Source organism: Flagellimonas marinaquae, from assembly GCF_023716465.1.
Classification (GTDB): domain Bacteria; phylum Bacteroidota; class Bacteroidia; order Flavobacteriales; family Flavobacteriaceae; genus Flagellimonas; species Flagellimonas alginolytica.
The window spans coordinates 1828256-1848974 of record NZ_CP092415.1 but is presented as its reverse complement, the minus strand read 5'-3'; the positions used below and the strand labels follow the sequence as shown (position 1 = coordinate 1848974).

General features: G+C 38.9%; 18 protein-coding genes. 16 read left to right on the top strand and 2 right to left on the bottom strand.

Annotated elements, in window-relative coordinates; all coding sequences use genetic code 11:
- Positions 1–48: 48 nt before the first annotated feature.
- Entirely contained in the window at positions 49–1698 is a 1650-nt protein-coding gene (locus tag MJO53_RS08345) for a solute:sodium symporter family transporter (protein WP_252081201.1), read from the top strand.
- 52 nt (positions 1699–1750) lie between these two features.
- On the opposite strand, the gene MJO53_RS08340 is transcribed toward MJO53_RS08345, so the two are convergent.
- Positions 1751–2443, bottom strand: coding sequence for a LytR/AlgR family response regulator transcription factor (locus tag MJO53_RS08340; protein WP_252081200.1), 693 nt, complete (start codon positions 2441–2443; stop codon positions 1751–1753).
- Between the two features lie 4 nt (positions 2444–2447).
- Positions 2448–3446, bottom strand: coding sequence for a sensor histidine kinase (locus tag MJO53_RS08335; RefSeq protein WP_252081199.1), 999 nt, complete (start codon positions 3444–3446; stop codon positions 2448–2450).
- A 478-nt stretch (positions 3447–3924) separates the two neighbouring features.
- On the opposite strand from MJO53_RS08335, the gene MJO53_RS08330 reads away from it, so the two are divergent.
- The 15 genes from MJO53_RS08330 to MJO53_RS08260 all read left to right on the top strand — a co-directional run bounded on the left by MJO53_RS08330 (position 3925) and on the right by MJO53_RS08260 (position 20668).
- Positions 3925–6333 carry a C40 family peptidase gene (locus MJO53_RS08330; RefSeq protein ID WP_252081198.1) on the top strand — a complete coding sequence of 803 codons (2409 nt, stop codon included), beginning with the start codon at positions 3925–3927 and terminating at the stop codon, positions 6331–6333.
- Positions 6284–6802 (top strand): hypothetical protein, encoded by a 519-nt coding sequence (locus MJO53_RS08325; RefSeq protein WP_252081197.1) that lies wholly within the window; start codon positions 6284–6286, stop codon positions 6800–6802. Before MJO53_RS08330 ends, MJO53_RS08325 begins: the two co-directional genes overlap by 50 nt.
- Before the next feature lie 22 nt (positions 6803–6824).
- Positions 6825–7688 (top strand): hypothetical protein, encoded by an 864-nt coding sequence (locus MJO53_RS08320; protein ID WP_252081196.1) that lies wholly within the window; start codon positions 6825–6827, stop codon positions 7686–7688.
- The gene (locus tag MJO53_RS08315) at positions 7672–8151 is read left to right on the top strand and encodes a hypothetical protein (protein ID WP_252081195.1); all 480 of its coding nucleotides are present in this window, start codon (positions 7672–7674) and stop codon (positions 8149–8151) included. Before MJO53_RS08320 ends, MJO53_RS08315 begins: the two co-directional genes overlap by 17 nt.
- Positions 8152–8168: 17 nt before the next feature.
- Positions 8169–8519, top strand: coding sequence for a hypothetical protein (locus MJO53_RS08310; RefSeq protein WP_252081194.1), 351 nt, complete (start codon positions 8169–8171; stop codon positions 8517–8519).
- Positions 8520–8934: 415 nt separating this feature from the next.
- The gene (locus MJO53_RS08305; RefSeq protein ID WP_313791034.1) at positions 8935–9396 is read left to right on the top strand and encodes a hypothetical protein; all 462 of its coding nucleotides are present in this window, start codon (positions 8935–8937) and stop codon (positions 9394–9396) included.
- Between the two features lie 31 nt (positions 9397–9427).
- Positions 9428–10792: a DUF5458 family protein gene (locus MJO53_RS08300; RefSeq protein WP_252081193.1), complete on the top strand. Its 1365-nt coding sequence runs from the start codon at positions 9428–9430 to the stop codon at positions 10790–10792.
- 152 nt (positions 10793–10944) lie between these two features.
- Entirely contained in the window at positions 10945–11997 is a 1053-nt protein-coding gene (locus MJO53_RS08295; protein ID WP_252081192.1) for a helicase associated domain-containing protein, read from the top strand.
- Between the two features lie 264 nt (positions 11998–12261).
- Complete coding sequence (gene tssD, locus MJO53_RS08290) at positions 12262–12660, top strand: type VI secretion system tube protein TssD (protein WP_252081191.1); 399 nt, start codon at positions 12262–12264, stop codon at positions 12658–12660.
- 279 nt (positions 12661–12939) lie between these two features.
- Positions 12940–14025, top strand: a complete 1086-nt coding sequence (locus tag MJO53_RS08285) for a hypothetical protein (RefSeq protein ID WP_252081190.1) — start codon at positions 12940–12942, stop codon at positions 14023–14025.
- A 68-nt stretch (positions 14026–14093) separates the two neighbouring features.
- A complete protein-coding gene (locus MJO53_RS08280; protein WP_252081189.1) occupies positions 14094–14459 on the top strand; it encodes a hypothetical protein in 366 nt (121 codons plus the stop codon).
- Between the two features lie 53 nt (positions 14460–14512).
- Positions 14513–15367 carry a hypothetical protein gene (locus tag MJO53_RS08275; protein WP_252081188.1) on the top strand — a complete coding sequence of 285 codons (855 nt, stop codon included), beginning with the start codon at positions 14513–14515 and terminating at the stop codon, positions 15365–15367.
- 1 nt (position 15368) lies between these two features.
- Complete coding sequence (locus MJO53_RS08270; RefSeq protein WP_252081187.1) at positions 15369–17198, top strand: type VI secretion system Vgr family protein; 1830 nt, start codon at positions 15369–15371, stop codon at positions 17196–17198.
- Positions 17199–17202: 4 nt separating this feature from the next.
- Positions 17203–18060, top strand: coding sequence for a hypothetical protein (locus tag MJO53_RS08265; protein ID WP_252081186.1), 858 nt, complete (start codon positions 17203–17205; stop codon positions 18058–18060).
- A gap of 1 nt (position 18061) precedes the next feature.
- Positions 18062–20668, top strand: coding sequence for a DUF4280 domain-containing protein (locus MJO53_RS08260; RefSeq protein WP_252081185.1), 2607 nt, complete (start codon positions 18062–18064; stop codon positions 20666–20668).
- Positions 20669–20719: the final 51 nt, after the last annotated feature.

Here is a 20719-nt window from a genome sequence, read left to right as displayed (position 1 = left end):
AACTAAGCAAACCGTTTTGGCACGCGCCGGAACATCAAACTTTAAAGTATGGCACTTATTTCCTTTTTGGGATTTACTCTAATGGTAGGTATAATATCCTGGTGGTCCGTTAGAAAAACGGACGAAACCTCATCGGACGGTTATTTTTTGGGCGGAAGAAGCCTAACCGCCGGCGTAATAGCTGGGTCACTATTGCTCACCAACCTCTCCACAGAACAAATTGTTGGCCTAAACGGCAGTGCATATAAGGACGGATTATCGGTCATGGCCTGGGAAACCCTGGCAGCGCTTGCCATAGTGGTCACCGCATTGTTTTTGCTCCCGCGCTATTTAAAGGGAGGACTTACAACGGTCCCTCAGTTTTTGGCCAAACGGTTCGATGTTACCACAAAAACGATTACATCGGGACTTTTCTTAACGGGCTATGTTGTTGTGCTGTTGCCGGTAATTTTATATTCTGGTTCGGTTGCCATAAGTGGTATGTTCGATGTTCCGACCTTACTAGGGGTATCGGATTCCACCGCTTTGGTCGTTTGTATTTGGGGTATCGGTATCATTGGTTCCATTTATGCGGTTTTTGGAGGATTAAAGGCTGTTGCCGTTTCGGACAGTATCAATGCGGTTGGACTTATTGTAGGTGGTATTTTGATACCCGTTTTTGGATTGATGGCCATTGGGGACGGAAGTGTTCTTGGCGGCTTGCAAACATTAATGGATGCCAACCCAGAGCGCTTTGATTCCACTGGGAATCCTGGACAAGAGGTGCCCTTTTCCACCATTTTTACAGGAATGATGCTGGTTCAGCTTTTCTATTGGGGCACCAATCAACAAATCATCCAAAGGGGATTGGGCGCAAAAAACCTTGCGGAAGGCCAAAAAGGCCTATTATTGGCCGCATTTTTAAAGATTTTAGGGCCAATAATCTTGGTGTTGCCCGGGATGATCGCCTACTATTATTTCGAGGGAGGACTTGCCAGTAGCGACTTGGCATATCCCGAACTGGTACGCGCCGTGCTTCCTAAACCATTAATGGGCTTCTTTGCCGCTGTACTTTTTGGTGCTATTTTAAGTTCGTTCAATAGTGTGCTCAATAGTTCGGTGACCTTGTTCGGGATAGACATTTATAAACAGCACATCAACAAAAATGCCTCGGAAATAACCGTGGTAAAATACGGTAAGGTGTTCGGCGTATGCTTGGCACTTGCAGCCATGTTCATTGCCCCAATGATTGCCAACGCTGGTAGCTTGTTCAACTATTTACAAGAGATCAACGGTATTTACAGCATCCCTATTTTCACTATCATCGTTGTGGGATATCTCACCAAAAGGGTACCTGCCATTGCAGCCAAAATAGGCATCCTTTCAGGATCCATTCTTTACATCATCAGTCAGTTTATTGTGGGGCCCAGAATGGTGGCCAACGCACTTGCCGAAGCGAAGGCAAATGGCATTACAGACCCTGTGGAACTAAATCTGGTAGAAGCCGGTGCCTATCCACACTATCTTCACGTAATGGCGATATTGTTTGTTTCCAATATTGTAATTATGTTGATCATCGGGAAGTTTTATCCAAGAAAAGAACCCTTCCAATTGGAGTACACCAAACAGGTTTCCATTGAGCCCTGGAAGTATGTAAAACCGGCCAGTGCATTTATCTGCTTTATCGTTATTGCCATTTATGTGTACTTTGCGAAATAGAGTAGAATTTATAAAGATTTAAAGTAAAAGCCCGGAAACAAATTCCGGGCTTTTACTTTAATATGCTCTTTAAAAAAGTATCCTTATATGCCCTGCCCAAGGGTACTTTGGCCCCATTGGTCAGGATCACCAGATTTCCTGAAATCCTATCGATTTTTTTGGTGTTTATGATATGTGATTTGTGGATTTGATAGAATTGATCGCCTCCCAAAACACTTACCCAATGTCTAAGTGGTTCGTTGGACAAGATTTTTTTGTCCTCCAATTGGATTTCGGTATAATCGGAATCCGAGGTAATCGTGTAAATATCATCCACCAGCACTTTAATATGCTCGTGACTGGATTTTACGTAAATCTCGGTCAGTGGTTCATTGACGCTGCCGGATCTCTGCACATCCAACTTGGCATTTGCCTTGTTCACGGCCTGTAAAAAGCGCTGAAACGAAAATGGCTTCAACAAATAGTCCACTACATTTAGATCATAGCCTTCCAAGGCGTATTCGGAGAAAGCAGTGGTCAAAATAACTTGAGGAGGGTCCGGAATACTCTTTAAAAAGTCCAAACCATTGATTTTTGGCAAGTGTATGTCCAAGAACATAATATCCACGGACTCCCGGTTCAGGAATTCCATGGCGCTCAGACCGTCCGAAAACATATCAACAAGTTCCAAGTTGGGAACATCTTGTATATATTTTTTTAAGATTCGCTGCGCCGGTGGTTGATCCTCAACTATAATACACCTCATCTTTTTAGACTTTTTCCAGTTCCAATTTTAGATATACCTTGTAATCGTTCTCTGTTTCCTCTATCTGCAAAATATGTTTTTTTGGATAAAGCAGCTCTAATCTTTTCCTTACATTTTTTAACCCGATACCCTTGGCCACACTATCCAAACTAAAGCCAGAGACGTAGTTATTGCTGCATACGAATTCCAAGGTGGCATTATTTACCTTAACGGAAATATTGATCTTGATATCCGAAGATTGACCCGACTGGCTATGTTTAAAGGCGTTTTCGATAAACACGATCAAAATTAATGGCGCGATCCTGTATTCGCCCTCTATTTTATCAACATCAAAAAGTACCTCGCCCCTGTCCTCTATCTGTAATTTGTACAACTTGATAAAGTTCCCCAGTTGCTCCAGCTCTTTATTGAGCGGGACCATCTGCTCTTTGGACTCGTACAGCATATAACGCAGAACACCGCTCATCTCCAAAATAATCTCAGGGGTTTTGGGCGATTCTTGCAGGGCATAGGAGTATAAATTGTTCAAATTGTTGAACAAAAAGTGCGGGTTTATCTGGTTTCTGAGAAATTGAAGTTCACTTTCTTCTATAGCGTTTTTCAATTCATCTATCTGCGCTTGTTTCTGCAAGGCATCCCATCCGAATTTAAATCCGGACAGAATACAGATTACGGGCAGTACACTGAACAATGATATATATATTCCAGGAAAGTTTCTTCCACGTTCGGTATCGGGAAACATTATAGGCTCCAACACCAATTCTTCGATTAAAATTACGGATACCACTACCAAGGTCACCCCAAAGAAGAACTGCCAATACTTTTTTTTATACAGAAACCGTGGCATTAGGTAATACGTTATGGACACGGTCGAAATACTATAAAACAAAAGGAATACGGCCCGATACCAGACAATTCCCCCGGTGTTTCGGCTAAAGGAGAAAAACAATAGCACCAAAACGTGCAGTATTATTTGAAAAAGAAGTTCTTTTCTAGAAATCAAAATGCTCTTTTTAGCTAGAACAAAACTATCGATAAAAGCATTGCATAAGAAAAGTTGCTTTACAAACAACCATATTTACCCTGTAAACGACAGTTTGACCACAAAACGCACTTAAGTAATTGGCTGTTTGCAGATTAACCTTTACTCTTAACTAAATAATTGCATATGGTTCAGGTTACGGCAAATCATTTAGAAATTTTTATGGCAAACAAGTAAAACTCCTACTCTTTGCCCTATTGATCAACACCGCATAGCTTACGGTAAAAACACCAAGAAATGGACTTTGACCGATAAATATAGTATTGGTTTTAATGATGCCTATCTACTGGATTGCCACATCCGTCAATTCAAAAGGGGCATCCGTCAATTCCCCATAGGTTTAATCCCATCACTTCCCGACCTTCATTTCTTATGTTGAACCTGCTTTGGCATTGTATTACCAATTGCCCTAGCATACCACGTTAAAAAATAGTTGAGCATGGGATTAAAACTTGAAATACTGTACACCGGTCCAAAAACTTACGCCGAAGAAAAAGAAAGACAAATACTACTGGGCACTAATTTTGATACCGGGGCTGTATTTGCCAATAACGGTACCGCCGAAATTGTATCGGGAAACAACTTTCCAAAAACAGTTGAGGGTCCCTCCGAAACCATGTCAGGTGAAAAAGCCACCTATACCATTACCGACTTTGTGGGAAAAAATAATGGTGACATCAACGAAAAACGCCTGCCCATGGATAAATGTCTTATGAAGTGGGCCCTTTATATTGATGGAGTTCCCGTTAAGGATAAAAATGTGGAATACCTAAGTATATGCAATAAGGACAGGGCCAAAGAGGCCAGCGAAGACTTTATGGCTATCACCGATATCGAGGAGCGCACCAAGGCCATAATGGAGCATGCCATATTATACGCAACCATAGAAAGTGCGGAAGCGGACACTGCCCCCCTCAATACCACCAAGCTAACGGTAGAGTTCTCCAAGTGGCTGGACGGCCATAAGGTACATATTGAAGCTTACCGCAGTGGCCCTGACATGGAGCCATCCAAAGATTATGTGGTAACCACCAACATCTCTGCCCAACCTGAAATAGTAAAAGGCTATTGGGCAAACCATAGGCGAGAAGAGATAACCAACAAAACCGTTGGCTATAAAGACACGGTTTACATGTGCCTGGAAACCCTGGGCATGAAAGGCAAGACCGTGACCACCGAACTATGGGAAGAAGGCATCACCTTTATGGGCAGTACCAGTGGAAACGACGAAACCATTTGCATGAACGAGAACATAGCATGGAAGCTGGAAGAACGCCGGAGCTACAAAAAACTGGAACTCCCCGACCAAGACACCGAGGAATACAAAAAACAACGCGAGGGCATTTGGGAGACCGATCCCTTGGAACTCTACTTTAAAGTTCCCAGTGAAAAAGATATTGATGGCTATAAAACCAAGTTCGGCCAATTACTGTATTTAACGACCGACGAGCGCATAAGCGATGCCTACTTTGCCAAGCAGGTAAAGCAGAAAGCCATACACGATGGCACGGTAAAAGAGGAAGAAAAACCAAGGCTACATATTGTACAACCTAACGAAACCCTATCTCGCATAGCCCCAAAATACGGCATACATTGGCAAAAAGACCTGGCCAAGGCAAATGACATGAAAGCCCCTTGGACAGTAACCATAGGCCAAAGATTAAAACTGCCCGACAATGCCGTAATACCAAAGGACAAAAACGCACCAAAGGAAGAACCGCGACCCAAACCAAAAGAAGAAACGGTATATGAGCGTACGGACAGTGCCAGTTTGGGCAGCGAAGTGCACTTGGTGGTGGAGACCGCCAACCTGCACGGAAAAAAAGTAAACATTGAGGTGTTCGACAATGAAAAATTACTGGCCAAGGATACCGCAACCCCAATAAAGTTACTAAAAGATGATAAAGAAGTAACCAAACTGGAAAACATAACCATAAACGATACGGGCAAAGCCATTGCAAAAGTGAAACTGCGCCCTAAAAAGGATGAGGATTATAAAACTTTAAAAGATAAGTTTAAAGTAAAAAACACCTATAAAAATAACAATACAGGAAATGAAGAAGAATTACATGCAGATGACCAAGCCATAAAAGATTGCCCAGATGATTACACATTAATAAAAGAAGGTGAAGAAAAAGTAGCTAAGCTATTTTTAAAAATTACCTGTAAAGGCGATGATAAAGACCATGAAGAAGAGTTCTTAGGTGGCAAAGAATTAGTAATTTCTATAAGAAAAATAGCTCCTTGGATGGAAATCGCTTGGGGAGAATTAGGTATAAATGAAAGAGATAAGGTTAATGGGGGATTTGAAAAAGTAAAAGAATATTATAAAGATGGGGCTGGACAATCTTCACTTCATCCTATTAATGATGCATGGTGTTCTAGTTTTGCTAACTGGGTTATCATTAAAACAAATGAAAAACTAGGAGGAAACTTTTCCTATATTCCATTGAATGCGACAAAAAACAATCCTGCTGGAGCAATAAATTGGTATAACAAGTCTAGATACCCTGGAGGGAGTAGGCTTACTCCTACAGAAAAGCCTCCGTATGGAGCTTTATTGGTAATGAAAAAGAAATCGGGATGGGAAGGGCATGTAGCTTTTGTTGTTGATTATGAGGAGTCTGGAAGTGAAAAAACTTTTCATATTTTAGGAGGGAATCAATCTCATAAAGTATGTGTACAAAAATATGTTTTTAAAAAATCAGGAAATGATTATTTATATAAAAGCAAGTATAAACTGTTAGGGTTTGTTCTACCAAAGGAATATGATTTTAACAAAACAGAAGAGCAATATTATGAATATAATAAAGATTATAAATCTGAAGCAGCTGGGTCAACTCGCTAGTATTTTTATCTTATGTATTTTCGTTTCTTGTAAAAAGGAAACAGTTAAAACTAAAACTGATATTTCTACTAATTCTTTAAAGCCAAGTTTAAAACCAGACTCTATTAAAAAAAGAAAAATCATTCTTGAATTCAAGAATTATTTTTTGTCAAAAAAAGAAAAATCATTCTTGAATAACAAGTTTTTATTAGATACTTTGTATGGAGATTGTATATTTTTTAAGTTAGGTTTAGATTCTCTATATGAATCAGGAAGATACTATCTTTTAAAAAAAGAAATCATATCTAAAAATATTTTCGATAATAATATTCATAAGGCTATTATAGAAAATATAGACTCTGTAGATATCAGTAAAAAATTTAGTATATCCTATTTATTAAAAGATGAAGAATTTGAATCATCAACAATCTATAATTTTATAATAGTTGATAACCAACCTTATCTTTATTCTGTTAATTGTGCTGATTAAATATATGGCAAAACAGTAACTATTGAAGTATTTGATAACGAAAAAGCTATTTGCTGCTGATGATGAAACACCAATAAAATTAGTAAAAGATGATAACGAAGTAACCAAACTGGAAAACATAACCATAAACGATACGGGCAAGGCCATTGTAAAAGTAAAACTGCGCCCAAAATCTGATGAGGACTACAAAAAACTAAAAGAAAAATTTAAGGACGACAAGGTTGCCAAACTCTTTTTAAAAGTTACTTGCCAAGGCGATGATAAAAACCATGAAAATGAGTTTTTAACCAGTGGGGAGTTGGAGGTGAAAAAAAGCAAAAGAGCCCCTTGGATGGAATACGCAGAAGAAGAATTTAAAACATATAAAGGCATTAATGAGAATAAGTCTCCATTAAAAGAAAGGATAGAAGAATATTTTAATACAACTAATGCAAAAACAGGTAAGCACAACACCCCTTGGTGTGGAGCATTTGTAAATTGGTGTTTTGAGCAAACAGACGAATACAAAGGTACTAACACAGGATTGAATGCTCTAGCATTTGACTGGGGCTCAAAAGGCAATTCTAAGGCTAAAGCATCAAAACACAAACCTGACGGTTGGGCAAACGGAGAAGAATGCGATCCGTTTTATTGGGCCGTTATTGTTTTGAATTATTCTCATACAGCTTTTATTGTTGGTGAAAATTCAAAAAAGAATAAGTATGTTTATTTAGGCGGGAATCAAGGAGGGAGTGGTTCTGGCACTCAAAAAATACAATATGGGAGCGTGATAATTGGAAAAGAGTTTATGATAATGAAACCTAAAGACTATAATGTGTCAGAAGGAGAAAAATCTTTAAAAGAATATAATGTCAATAAAGATGGCTCTTATGAAACCACAAGATAGATTAATTCTAATTTTTTTTTCAATATTCTTGATTTTTGTGTCTTGCAAAGAATCAGTAAAAAAAGAGAAAAGCATCAAAGCAAATGAGAGCTTACTATTAAATTATGTGGATATAGTTTTAAAAAATAATTGTTTAAAAATTAACGAATTATCAAATTTTTATAGTGAAATAAGAATGTTATGTAAAGGCACAAACAAGGAAATCACTCATCTCTTTTCGAAAGGGTTAGAAGAACATTACAAGCAGGGTTTTTGTGATTTATTTAATGATGCAATAAAAAATCTAGATGGTGAAATACAATATAAAATAGATGAGGATTGTAATGGTGTTGTAAGTATAATCTCTGTTGAGAATATCCTTGATGAAGACGGAGAAAAATATAGGAATGAATATGCGACATTCCTTTATATTAAAAAGGAAAAAGGAGAGTTAAAAATATACAATATTGGAGGGGCAGGCTAAAAAAAGTAAACATTGAGGTGTTCGACAATGAAAAATTACTGGCCAAGGATACCGCAACCCCAATAAAGTTACTAAAAGATGATAACGAAGTAACCAAACTGGAAAACATAACCATAAACGATACGGGCAAGGCCATTGTAAAAGTAAAACTGCGCCCCAAGAGCGATGAAGACTACAAAAAACTAAAAGAAAAATTCAAGGACGATAAGGTTACCAAACTCTTTTTAAAAGTTACATGCCAAGGTGATGATAAAAACCATGAAAATGAGTTTTTAACCAGTGGGGAGTTGGAGGCAGTTGCAAATTCCCCGATATTTAGTATAGCTTTTCTTCATAACCAATATAAATATCAAGTTTCTTTTCCATAAAAATCTTTTTAGTCTTTGATATACAATGAAACAGGATAAAGCCCAATAACCTGAAAATAAATAAAATCCCTACGAAATACTATAACGTATCCATGATAAGGGATTATTTGACGCCCATCTAGAGTTCATACATATTTAAGTATAGATTTTGCAATATTGGCAACAATACCGATTGGATAGCAAGTAACAAAACCTCACTTTGCCGACCATAAATTTTATCAACCATCAAGCCAAACGGCCCATTCGTTAACTCAAACAGGGCATCCATTAGGTTGCCTACCTGTTTAAGTTAATTAGATGTTATGTTTGATGGAAATGAATATACTATCTATTGAATGTCCTTACAATAACGTTCAATGTTTTTACATAAAGAAAACTAATTACAACAAATACATCCATTTAACACCTATCAATTATGTCAATGTACAATTATGGGATTGGGGGAAACGAGGTCAAGACAAATGCCAGCGAGGGCATTTCCGACATTCCATCCAACAGAACACTTTTAATCCAAAAACTAACGAATGAGCCTCCTATAAAGCCAGAGGCCGTCTATGGTCTTAAAACTGTAGAAGACGTATTTAAAAAATTCACCCCAAAGGTTGAACTAGAATTCATGGATGAAAACGGAATGAACGTGACTGAAGAGATGAGTTTTAACAATTTAGGGGATTTTGGGGCAAAATCAATTAAGGAAAACAGCAGTTTCCTAAATAAGATCAACATAAAGAAAGAGCAGAGTCTTAAAATTTCCAGACAATTGGCATCTAATAGAGCATTAAAAAAAGCGCTCGAAAATCCCGATACCCGTTCCGCAATTATCAATATGCTGGAAAATGCGCTTGAGGAAATAGAAAAAGCCCCAAAGCAACAATAAAGTAAAAAAGCTCTAATACCTAAACGTTAACATGTCTACAACAAAAACACAAGTACAAGCAATAAAATCCACTAAAAAAACACAATCGGCATCAAATACGGTAGATGCCTTGGCGGAATACGGCGGTTTTTCCTTTTTAGAAAATATCGTTGATGGACTCACCAATTTAAATCCAAACAGAAAAGCCCGAAGAAGTATTTTTCTCAATGATGAGCAATGGAGTTCAGAACGTGAAAATCTATCAAACCGTATCAATGTATGGCTCAATTTGTTAAAAGATGGAAAGAACATAGAATCCATGAGGGATTTTGCCATAGAACAATCAGAAAAGGCCGAAGACGTTTTGAATGTTAATCTTAGAAAAGCCCTAAAAGCAACAGAAGAACTGGAACGCTCCTATCGATCTGTTTCTTTGTTCTATAAAAACGCGGGGACGGACAAAATTAAGAACATAACTGTCCTAAATGCCGATTTGAGCCAGCTTCAGGATTTGGACAACACATTGTTCATAGACTATGTTTCTGATGAATTAAAACAGAATTTTGACCGCTTGGATCTAAGGGAAAATTATGGGATTTTATGTGTTCCAGGTTATTTGGGACCCAACGCAGTCGTAAATAAATGGGCCAAGATAGCTCATGATAACAAAGCTGTACTTGTTACAGATTTTCAAGACCTGGAGACACCGGACGATGTTGTGGATTTGTTTCATAATGCCAACCATGCGAGTGGAGACGTATATAAATCCAATACATTAATGACCTGCAATTGGTTATTGGGACGTAAAAAAGAAAGTATCGTAGGAGAAGAGAACGACCTTTTTGTTCCACCGTCAAGTGCGCTTGCAGGAAAGATTTACGGAACATTAATGTCACAAGTGGTCGCAGGAATGAAATTTGGTGGTGTAAACGAGGTGGAAAGTGTTCGTTTTGACCTTAAAAAAAGTGAGATTTCCGAATTGGAAAAAATGGGCGTAGTACCCATGGTGAATGAATACAGCAAGGTGATGGCATTTTCCGCCAAAACTTTGTTCAATGGAGACAATCTTGGATTACAAACATACTCTGTGGTCCGTGTGTTCGATCATATCACCAAAGTGTTATTTGATTTCTTGAATAGACGTGCTTTTGAAAATTGGACCACGAGAACAGAAGCGGATTTACGAAGCCAAATCGTAAAGTTTCTAGATGGTATTCAGGGCCCTGCCAAGTTGATCGAACGCTTTAAGGTAATACGCATAGAACAAGACCCAAACCAAAAAGATAGAGTATTGTTGGATATTCATATTACACCCTATTTTCCTGCAAAGAGCTTTGTGATCCAGTTGGATGGTCATAAAGGAGATGGTCCGGAGAATGCTGTTTGGAACAGTGAGTATTTACAGCAAAACCAATAAACGTAAGATTCTCAACAGTAATTATATTTTTGCTCCCAAGTTTTCTTGGGAGTTTTTTTGGTTTTATCTTAAACCTATAGGGCAATACCAATAATATTCCTTTTCCAGTAGTTGGCCGTTATGATTTATCTTTGTGATAGTCACCTCAACATATGGCTAAGCAATACAAAAAACACTGGAGGTATGGCCCAACGGATGTTTGGTTGATTCGTTTCAAGGCATTTATAGAATTTGTTTCAACCCATGGAGAGTACCCTACAAAATCAACACATCCAATACTATCCAAATGGATTAGCAATCAACGACGACGGTATAATGCTGATAATAAACCACTTAGTCCGCCATTGGTCGAGCTGCTCAATGAGTATGGTTTTGTTTGGGAGAACACACAAGAACAACATTGGCAGGCAATGTACCAACGTTTGATCAAATATTTAAAAAAGCATAAAAAATACCCCTCTAAAAAGGAAGACAAGGAGCTCTACCATTGGATACTGCGAACCAGAAAAAGCTATTGTTCAGGTAAGTTGGATAAGGCCCGTGTTCTAAAACTGGATGCCTTGGATTTTGAATGGGATCCAATTGGTAATAGTTGGAACCATAAATACATCAAACTAAAAACCTTTATAGAAAAGTATGGCTACTATCCTACCCCGGAAGAGGACAAATCGTTGAATCAATGGGTCAACAACCAACGAATGAAAGATGCCAAAGGCAAACTTTCCAAGAAGCAACAAAAACAGCTCAATAGTTTATCCAAGCCATGGATTCATCATGCAGACAGATCATGGTTGGCAGCACTGTATAATCTAAAATCCCATATTAAAGATTATGGAGATTACCCACTTCCAAAAGATGATGGATACTTGAACGCTTGGGTGGCCAAACAACGCTATAAACATAAAAAAGGAAAGCTCAAAGATTGGCAACTCAACATGCTATATCGTATGGATTTTGCCTGGGATATCGGGTTATGGCGTTGGGAGCGATGGTTTACTGTATTTAAAAATCATATGGATGCCCAAAAAAAGTACCCAACACGGCAAGACAATTATCAGCTATGGTATTGGGTATATGTGCAAAGAGACTTTAAGCGTAAAAATAAGATGGAGGAAAATAGGATACGAAAGCTTGATCAGATCAATTTTGACTGGGATATGCCACCGTCCAATGGTAGTCATCGAAAAAGAAAATCAAAGAATTGATGACCAGGTATTTATTTAAGAAAAAAAATATTGCAGATAGCTTGGTCATTTAACAAGAATATTTTACATTCGCCTTAATTGTTTGACAATTGGGTAACCTTATACTCTTTTGAAGATTGTTGAAACAACTGACCTCTACGTTTCTTAACCCCACACCTCTTTAGAGCTTCCACCAATGGTCGGACTTGATAATTTCAATCATGTTTGGCAATACATTTTTTACATTTTATATCATTTAATTATTAATTTTTAAACTATCCAATTATGGGAAGCTTTAGAGCATCATTGGAACTCGGAGGTAAAGAGTTCGACGTATTATTTTCAGATTATTCGTTCAGTAGAGATACTGACAAAAAAGGCAAGCCTGCCTCTAATGTGTATGGTGGCCGTGTCACTGTAGAGATTGAATCCACTGAGGATACCTCGGTAATAGAGGCCATGCTGAACAGTCAGTTCAAATCAGTCGACGGTAAAATTGTGTACAAAAAGACAGAAGAGGACGCCAAGATGAAAGAAGTGGAGTTCAAAAATGCCTACTTAGTGTATTACAAGGAAACTCTTGATGTCAATGGGGAAGTTCCAATGACAGTGAAGTTCACTGTATCCGCAGAGGAGATCGTAATCGGAAACGCTACGATCAATAACCGATGGCCGAGTGCCTAAGAATCAACTGATCCAATTAGGGGTCTTTTGTGTCAAATAAAAAGGAACTAGGCTGTCTTTAGGACTTGCATATGCAAGACTTGGACAGCCTTTTTCCATTGGTCTGTACATTATTGAACTATCCGAACCGATCATGCCTTTAGAGGCTGGTTGACAACCATTTGTTTGATGCAGACAAAGATAAAATCGACCAGAAGATATACAAAAATGTCTGTGAAGAAGATATCATCAAAATCTTGAAAGACCAAGCCTATAAACGATGGTAAATAATGAACAAATATGAGTGACAATGTTAAATTAGATTGCCTTAGCACACATATACAAGATACTATATCTACAGCTTGGGAATTTACCAAGCACAGCCAGATACTGCAAGGTGAAACCTTAGAAGATAAGCTTGGCGAGGAGCTTCAGTTTTTGTTGAACCAAGATTCTACGCTGGAAACAATAATGGATGAGTTGGCGTGCGAAGAGTACAAGAAGCATGAACAGCAAACAATATTCGATCCACCTAATTTTAAAAATTATGTGCGCCTAAGCAGCAACAAGGGTTATGTAGAAGTTTTTGTAGGGAATAAATGGATAACGGTACCAGCTGATTCAAACATAAATTTCTCTTCAAAAGCAAACTATGGTTTTCGAGTGACAATCTCTCATGGTGGCAACTTTACAGAGGTTGCATTCACCCCTGCCCAAGAAGATGTTGAGGAATACATACGAAGTGGAGGAAATATTGAAGTTTCCCAAGTAGAAGAATATTGTTGGGAACAGTTTGGGAAGGATACCTATGGGTTTGCAGAGCATGTAAAGAAAAACCGAGACTTTTTGAATCAAATATCTACGGCGTATTTAGATACATCAAAAGAGTTTCAGCGCACATTTACCTATAAAATTTCTAAAGCCGGAAAACGTGCCAAAATACCTGTAAAAGCTGGAAAAGTATATCATAATGCCAGAAAGATGGCGAAGCTGGGGAAAATGGGGAAAATCACTGGAATTGGTGGAATTGTATTTGATACAGGAATGATTGGTTATGAACTAGCTACTGATAAGTGGGATGCCCATACAGTAGCAAATGGCGCTTTACTGGTTATTGGGGTTGGGGCAACATTAGTTGGTGCCCCAGTTGTTTTGGCGGGTGTAGCAGTATATGGCATTTTAGATTATGCTTTTGACATTAGCGAAGCTCTGGATAATGCTGTGGGCAGGCAATCAGGTTTGTGGGAATCGGGTCCAAACTCCAATGCCTTTATAGAACGAACCCCTTTGTTCAAACCAAAGCCAAATCTATTGCCAGAGGTGCGAACCATGGCCATAGACAAGACCAAGGTAGCGACCAAAAGGACAAAAAGACTGGACCGATGATAAAGTTTTTGTTCAAAAAGATATTATCATCCTTTTATTGTTTTGCCCGTACTTGGGTGAGCAAAAAGATGAAAGACAACGTAATTCCTGCTACACTGTGGTCTTTTTTATTGTCAATAACGCATATTCTGTGGGGGCTATACGCTGTTCTTATGGGTTCATTGCCATTCAAGGTAAGTGATGTGCTCTTAAAAACAGGTATAATTGCGCTGGCTTTTTTTACAATGTTACTGATGTACGGACCCACCAAGCGTGCTATTTTTAGTTGGGGGATAGAAAAAGAATACAGAGCGTATGACCTAAGTTTGCGCTGGAGAAAAAACACCTTTGCTTTTCTCTTCTTCTGGGGAAGTTTTATACTGTTCTTTTATCTGGGAGTCAGGTTTTTAAGTAGATATGCTTTTTCGAACTTGAAAATGGGTGGAATAGAATGACTCTGGACCGCAATAAAATAAAGATTGTTTTTATTCCTTTTGTTTTGGTCTCAATGGGAACAATACTCTTATATACCATGCTTAGATACCAACTTGGTACAAAGCTTGGGATTTTGCCATTTGAGCAAGAACTGTGGAACTTTTGGATTCCGTTTTATTTGCCATTTATCTCATTCTGGGCATGTCTTGGGAAAAGAGTGAGGATACTTAAATTGAAGTCTCTCAAAAATAAGTATATATCCGCCCACCAGGCTTTAATTTTACTTATGGTATTGGCCATGAGCCCCCCTATGATTTTAAGCCAGAAATATCTCGATAAAGTTCCACACGGCCTCATTGAGATTGATGATTTTGATGAGATCAAGAATCATCAAAAAGAAAAATTCTTCGTTATAAACCAGTTTGATGTTGATAAGGGCTCTATTGTGGAAGGTTTTTCAACTAGGGAAGTTATGGGAGGAAAATATTCACGGGCGAGAAAATATTTTTATGTGGATATGCTGTATCCATTTAAAAATGTTTCAGGAGTGTGGTATGGCATTGAATATTCCAAAAACATCAACGGAAAAAAAGACAATAAAGAGCTAAAGCAGGTAAAGGAAACATTTTACAGAACATCCAAAGACAGTTTTATATCTCAAAACCTTAAAGAGGTCAAGTATTTTGAAAAACTGAACAATTCATATAAGAGAAGTAGATTTTTAAAGGCCATCAATAAAAACAGGCCCTTGGTCAATATTGATTCACAAATAATATTGATTCCCAAAATGAGAGATTACAAAAATAGAACAGGAATATCGTTGGGGTGGATTTTTGGCTCTTATGTCATAGGCTGTGTATGTGTTTTAATAATTATAGCTATTCCAAAACTAGATAAACGACTACTAACAAAATTTAACAATAACTGATATGAATATTACAGAACCAAGAAACCAAGTCAGTATAGATGGAAAATATTTGAAAAATTTTGAGCAAATAGTTCTCAAGCAAGCCATCAATAACCATCATTTTTTTAAAATAACAGTAAACCACGACGAACTCGAAGCTTTGGGCAGCCATACACTGGACAGGTCAAAGGCAGTACTTGGTAAACCCGTGGTCATCACCTTTGGCGAAATGGAGTTTTTGGGAATTGTGACCAATGTAAAACTGGTACATACCAATGGGCATCACCGTGGAAATATTGTTCTTTCCGGTTTTTCCAAAACAATACTTTTGGACGGAGGCAGGCACATCCGGTCTTGGGCGGACAAGGGACTAGCCACCATTGTAAAGGAAGTAGCCGATGAAGCCGGCGTGGAAACAGCCGTAAACCCAAGGAACAAAACATTGGTAAAGTACGGAACACAATACAACGAATCTGGCTTTACCTTTCTACAAAGATTGGGCAAACAATATAATGAATGGTTATATTACGATGGGGTAAAATTGGTGTTCGGCAAGCCCGTTATAAGCAATAGCACAACCTTGGAATATGGCAGCGAACTGGACAATCTCTCCATGGGCATACGCACTGGTGCGGGCAACCAAAGTGCATTCTCTTACGATGCCATGACCGATACATGGAACGAGGCAACGACCAAGAATGAAGTAGAAGGACTCAACGAACTCGCCATGGGGGCATTCAACACCTCTCAAAGTATCTTCCCCAATACCGCTACCAGTCATTCTTTGGTCCCGGAGCAGGATAAAAGCGAGATAGAGACAAGCCTACAAGGAAGACAGGCTGCCACCATGGCGGATCTAAATGTCCTAGAGGCCAGCTGCAATAAGCAAGGCCTTACCGTGGGCAGTGTTATAAAGGTACGCTCAGCTCGGTGGGACGGAAAAACAACCTTTGATGAACAAAACTATGGCGAATACCTGATCATAGAAATATCCCATAACGCAGAGGGGAACAATGTGTACCATAGCAGTTTTAAAGCCATACCCGCAGGAGTAGCAGTACTGCCTACCCCCAAGGTGGACATGCCCTATGCCCATGCCGAGATTGCTACCGTGGTCGATAACGAAGACCCCAAGAGCAAGGGAAGGGTAAAAGTACGGTTTGGGTGGCAAAAACACCAAGCAAGTACCAATTGGTTACGGGTGCTCATGCCAGATGCAGGTAGCTCCGACCATAAGGCTCAGAACCGAGGCCATGTTTTTATCCCGGAAGTGGGAGACCAAGTAATGGTAGGGTTCCGCTACGGGGACCCCAACAGGCCCTTTGTAATGGGAGCTGTGTTCAATGGGGTCAACGGTGCCGGAGGTGGGCCCGGCAACGCGGTAAAAAGCATAGCCACACGAAGCGGCCACATACTGGAGTTCAACGATGCCGAGGGCTCGGAAAGCATAACGATCACGGACAAAAACAAGAACATCATATGTATTGATACTGCCAACAATAGCATCAAGATTACCGCACAGGAAACTATAGATTTTGAGGCCAAGAACATCAATCTAATAGCTACCGATAAAATTACCCAACGATCACAACATATGGAGGTCCATGTAGGACAAGATAAAACGGTCAATATCGGTGGATCTTATGATGTCGGCATTAAAAACAATTACTCCATTTATGCAGCAGATTGTACAGAGACCGTTTATGGCAGCAAGGCAATTCAAATAGAGGGGAATCTAGACCTAAATTCTTCAGAGGCCAATATTATGGCCAATAAAGGAGACATAAATGTTAAGGGGGCCGGCGTGGCCGTGCTTCAAGGCGGTGGTGATGTTAAGGTAAGTAAAGGATAATCCCATGGATTTAGTTTTGGAAACCGAAAATGTTTCATCATACCATGCCGCTAATCAGTATAAAAAATTCGATAGGCCAGTGGAATATTCATTTACCATCGAGGAAGAGACATGTTTAAAAGATCATGTAACCCGCCACCTGTACACTCTTGATCTTGAGGTATTAACAAATCATAGGGAAAAAGGCAATTACAACTTTATCGTAAGAACCACTGACCAGCAATTTAAATTGGATAAACAATGGGCAAAGCAAGGGAAGTTCTTGGCAGATTTGAGCGAGTTGACGGAAGAGGTAAACCTTTGGGTTGATGAAAAAGGATCTATAGCATCTTTTGACCATCCCAAACTACAACAGAAATGGAAGAATCTAAAGTTGAGATTGTTGAAAAACCATATTGGGGAAAAGGTGGAAAATTATATCCGGGAAATAGAGAACAGAATCAATAACAAGACCCTGTTTTTAGAGGATTTAAAACAACCAAAATTGTTTGGACTTTTGTTTGATGGGTATGGAACATTACAGGAAAAAAGAGGTTCCAGACAACGAAAAATAAATTCCCTAATACATGGTTTGCCTATTTGTTTCGAAGAACATTTCGTCCAAACAAAAGAAACCTTCCCAGAGCAAGAAATCTCTATACAAGGGAAAATGAAGCATTTGGATGCCAATGCTCTCTCCCGTATTCAAGCGTATTTTAAGTTCAATGATATTGTAGAAACAGCCCCATTCTTGGTGTACTACAAAAAAAATGCTGTACTGGACATGGACTCCGGGTATGTTAAAAAAAGTCACTTCCAATTGGAACTGACCAATGGAAATGGCTATACAAAAAAACAAGTACTGGAATTAAAGCAAAAATAAAATGGCAAAAAATTATGTCTGCAATGGTGCCAAGATAGAATGTATGTTGTGCACCTTGCCCGAAGGGGAATTAAAAGTGACCTCCAATACGGTTAAGGTCCAAGATAAATTGTTCGCCAATGCAAACGATAAAGAAAGGGAGAATCTAGTGTTCCAAGGCAATTGCAAAAAGAGCCCTGCCCAAGCCCACCCGTGCCAAATGGTGATAAATACCGGGGATTGGGAAAATATAGCGGACCTTGTGGTACAGGATGCACCCGCTCTACTGGAAGACTCCACAATTAAATGCAATTACGGCGGAGTGGCCATAAAGATCACAGACCATCTACAAATCAACGAAATAACAAGCATTCAACCAGCTACAGGCCCTTTTATTGAGCCGATTTTTGAGCCCGAAATTCTAAGTTTGGAGTGGAAATCCAATAAAGAAGTTAAGGATAAAAACAAAACGTCTGACCATCCCGATGGAGTTATTGAAGAAACCACTGCTGGAGAAAAAATTTGGCTGGAAGCATGTACCCTTGGAATGCTTCCTGGTGAAACAGTAACATTTGAAATCGTAGAAAAAGATGATCCAAAAACTATTTTGCTACATTCGACCGGCTATATTGATACCGAGGGCTATGCTAGAATTGAACTTCAAAGCGAAGACGCTATAGATATTGTTAAACAGACCCTTTGTGCAACAGTAACGTATTATGAACAAAAAAAGGAAGCCCGTATAACCCTTGCCCCCAAACTTCCCAAACTGCAAGGAGAAATTATTTTTGTACACGGGTTTTTGTCAGACCCAATACATAATTCAGAAGCCGTTTTTTACAATGCTACCAAACACAAAAACCCAGACGACCCCAACAGTGGAGCTCTAAAAGGAGAAAATGCCGATGAAAACGACCGAACACATCCTGATGATATAGACACGGCCCAAGAAAAAAGAGACCGAGATAATGCCCCAGAAAAATCAAGAAAAGAAAAAATAATGGATTTCTTAAAAAATCCGTTAAGAGATTTTGCCTTCACTCCTGATGAAAAATATTATGATTATTGGAACACCAGGGCAAATGATTTTAAAGCCACAAAAACATACGCAAAATATTTCAATGCAGAAGACCACGTACACTATATCAATGGATCACACGGTTTGGGCAGTAATGGCGCACATCGGGTAGACCATGGCATATCCTTGGGCTACACTTGGGCCGAAGAAGTCTATACGCTTTTGGAGTGTGAAGATGTTGAAGAATTTAAAGACGAGATACCTATAGTGGAACAATACTCCCCAAAATACAAACCTATAACCGTTATAGGACATAGCCAAGGTGTTTGTATGGCTGCGGGTGTTGCTTTGGGCGTTATAAAATATGCTGCCGATAAAGGTTATGATACAATACCCATTAACATCATATTTCTTGGTGTACACCAACCCAGAGGACTATATGGAAAGGAATACGACCATCTTATTGATGTAAAAGTAGACCGATACGAATTAAATTACAGTTATCCCTCTTTTGGGGATGACGAAGAATCTAGTTTCAAGTTTTTAAATAGCTTGTCCGCATTATTCTCGGATAAATATAAAAAACTATATCACAACAGGGGACTTTATGAGCATGTCAAAGAAATTTCTGATTGGCAGGCCTATAAAACCAGGGCCGTACAATTTACCTTCACCAACGACCATGGCGATTTGGTACTCATAGATGGTGACATACCTGAAATACCAAGCGCTTGTGACCCAAAACGAGACAGCACCCTGTTCAGTGTGGAATACTATGGCAATTTACCCACAGCAATACATAAGCAAAACAAAGAAATCATAAATCTAACAGAACACGGGGCAAAAGGCGGGTTTATTGTGCTGCCAAAATATATTGCCAACAATCGTTTTGATTTTGATGCCTTAAAAGAAATTGACAAACCAACCAAAACTCAACTGGAACTAGGTGTGGAATGGGCTAAATATAAAACCGTGGCCATACGTTGGGGCACAGCAATGTACAACTACAAAAAGCTAAAAAAACAATACGAAACCCAAACGGGCAAAAGCTATAGATACACCAATAAAGTAGCAGAAGAGTACCAACAAGCCATGCAAAAACTCGGCAATTGGCTCAAAGACAAAAACCCATTTACAGACGACCTTACAGATGAGGAAAAAAGAAAATTGGAAGAGCGGAAAAAAGAGCTGGACCTAAAAACACAAGTAACCGATGCCTTTGAAACAGCTTTAAAGAAATACGCCGCCATACAAGAAGCCGACCTCTATGCGCATTTTAGCCCGGTGGAAATGATACACCACCCCAAAATGGTAGAAAATTTCCCTAATGACGCACTTGGCAACGAGAGTATTTGGAAGCGCATACAAAACCTTGGAAAAGACATATTTTATAGGGTGGAGTATGATACTGACCCTAAAAAAGTTGCTGAAATGACCGAACAGCAAAAACGGGAAAAGGAGAGAGAAGAAATTGAAGGAAAGCTAGTAAATAAATTAGTAGACACCTCAATAGGAGATACAGACTATATCAACAACGTAATACAAGCCTATGTGCACCAAAACAAAGATGCAGAATACCGTTTATACCAAGAGGCCAAGGATGAACAATAAAATCTTTTATCTTTTTCTAATTCTAACATTTACAAACTGCCAACAAAAAAG

Coding starts and splice junctions, on each gene's coding strand:
- MJO53_RS08345 (WP_252081201.1), top strand. CDS start 49: ATGGCACTTATTTCCTTTTTGGGATTTACTCTAATGGTAGGTATAATA.
- MJO53_RS08340 (WP_252081200.1), bottom strand. CDS start 2,443: ATGAGGTGTATTATAGTTGAGGATCAACCACCGGCGCAGCGAATCTTA.
- MJO53_RS08330 (WP_252081198.1), top strand. CDS start 3,925: ATGGGATTAAAACTTGAAATACTGTACACCGGTCCAAAAACTTACGCC.
- MJO53_RS08325 (WP_252081197.1), top strand. CDS start 6,284: ATGAATATAATAAAGATTATAAATCTGAAGCAGCTGGGTCAACTCGCT.
- MJO53_RS08315 (WP_252081195.1), top strand. CDS start 7,672: ATGAAACCACAAGATAGATTAATTCTAATTTTTTTTTCAATATTCTTG.
- MJO53_RS08305 (WP_313791034.1), top strand. CDS start 8,935: ATGTCAATGTACAATTATGGGATTGGGGGAAACGAGGTCAAGACAAAT.
- MJO53_RS08300 (WP_252081193.1), top strand. CDS start 9,428: ATGTCTACAACAAAAACACAAGTACAAGCAATAAAATCCACTAAAAAA.
- MJO53_RS08295 (WP_252081192.1), top strand. CDS start 10,945: ATGGCTAAGCAATACAAAAAACACTGGAGGTATGGCCCAACGGATGTT.
- tssD (WP_252081191.1), top strand. CDS start 12,262: ATGGGAAGCTTTAGAGCATCATTGGAACTCGGAGGTAAAGAGTTCGAC.
- MJO53_RS08285 (WP_252081190.1), top strand. CDS start 12,940: ATGAGTGACAATGTTAAATTAGATTGCCTTAGCACACATATACAAGAT.
- MJO53_RS08280 (WP_252081189.1), top strand. CDS start 14,094: ATGAAAGACAACGTAATTCCTGCTACACTGTGGTCTTTTTTATTGTCA.
- MJO53_RS08275 (WP_252081188.1), top strand. CDS start 14,513: ATGGGAACAATACTCTTATATACCATGCTTAGATACCAACTTGGTACA.
- MJO53_RS08270 (WP_252081187.1), top strand. CDS start 15,369: ATGAATATTACAGAACCAAGAAACCAAGTCAGTATAGATGGAAAATAT.
- MJO53_RS08265 (WP_252081186.1), top strand. CDS start 17,203: ATGGATTTAGTTTTGGAAACCGAAAATGTTTCATCATACCATGCCGCT.
- MJO53_RS08260 (WP_252081185.1), top strand. CDS start 18,062: ATGGCAAAAAATTATGTCTGCAATGGTGCCAAGATAGAATGTATGTTG.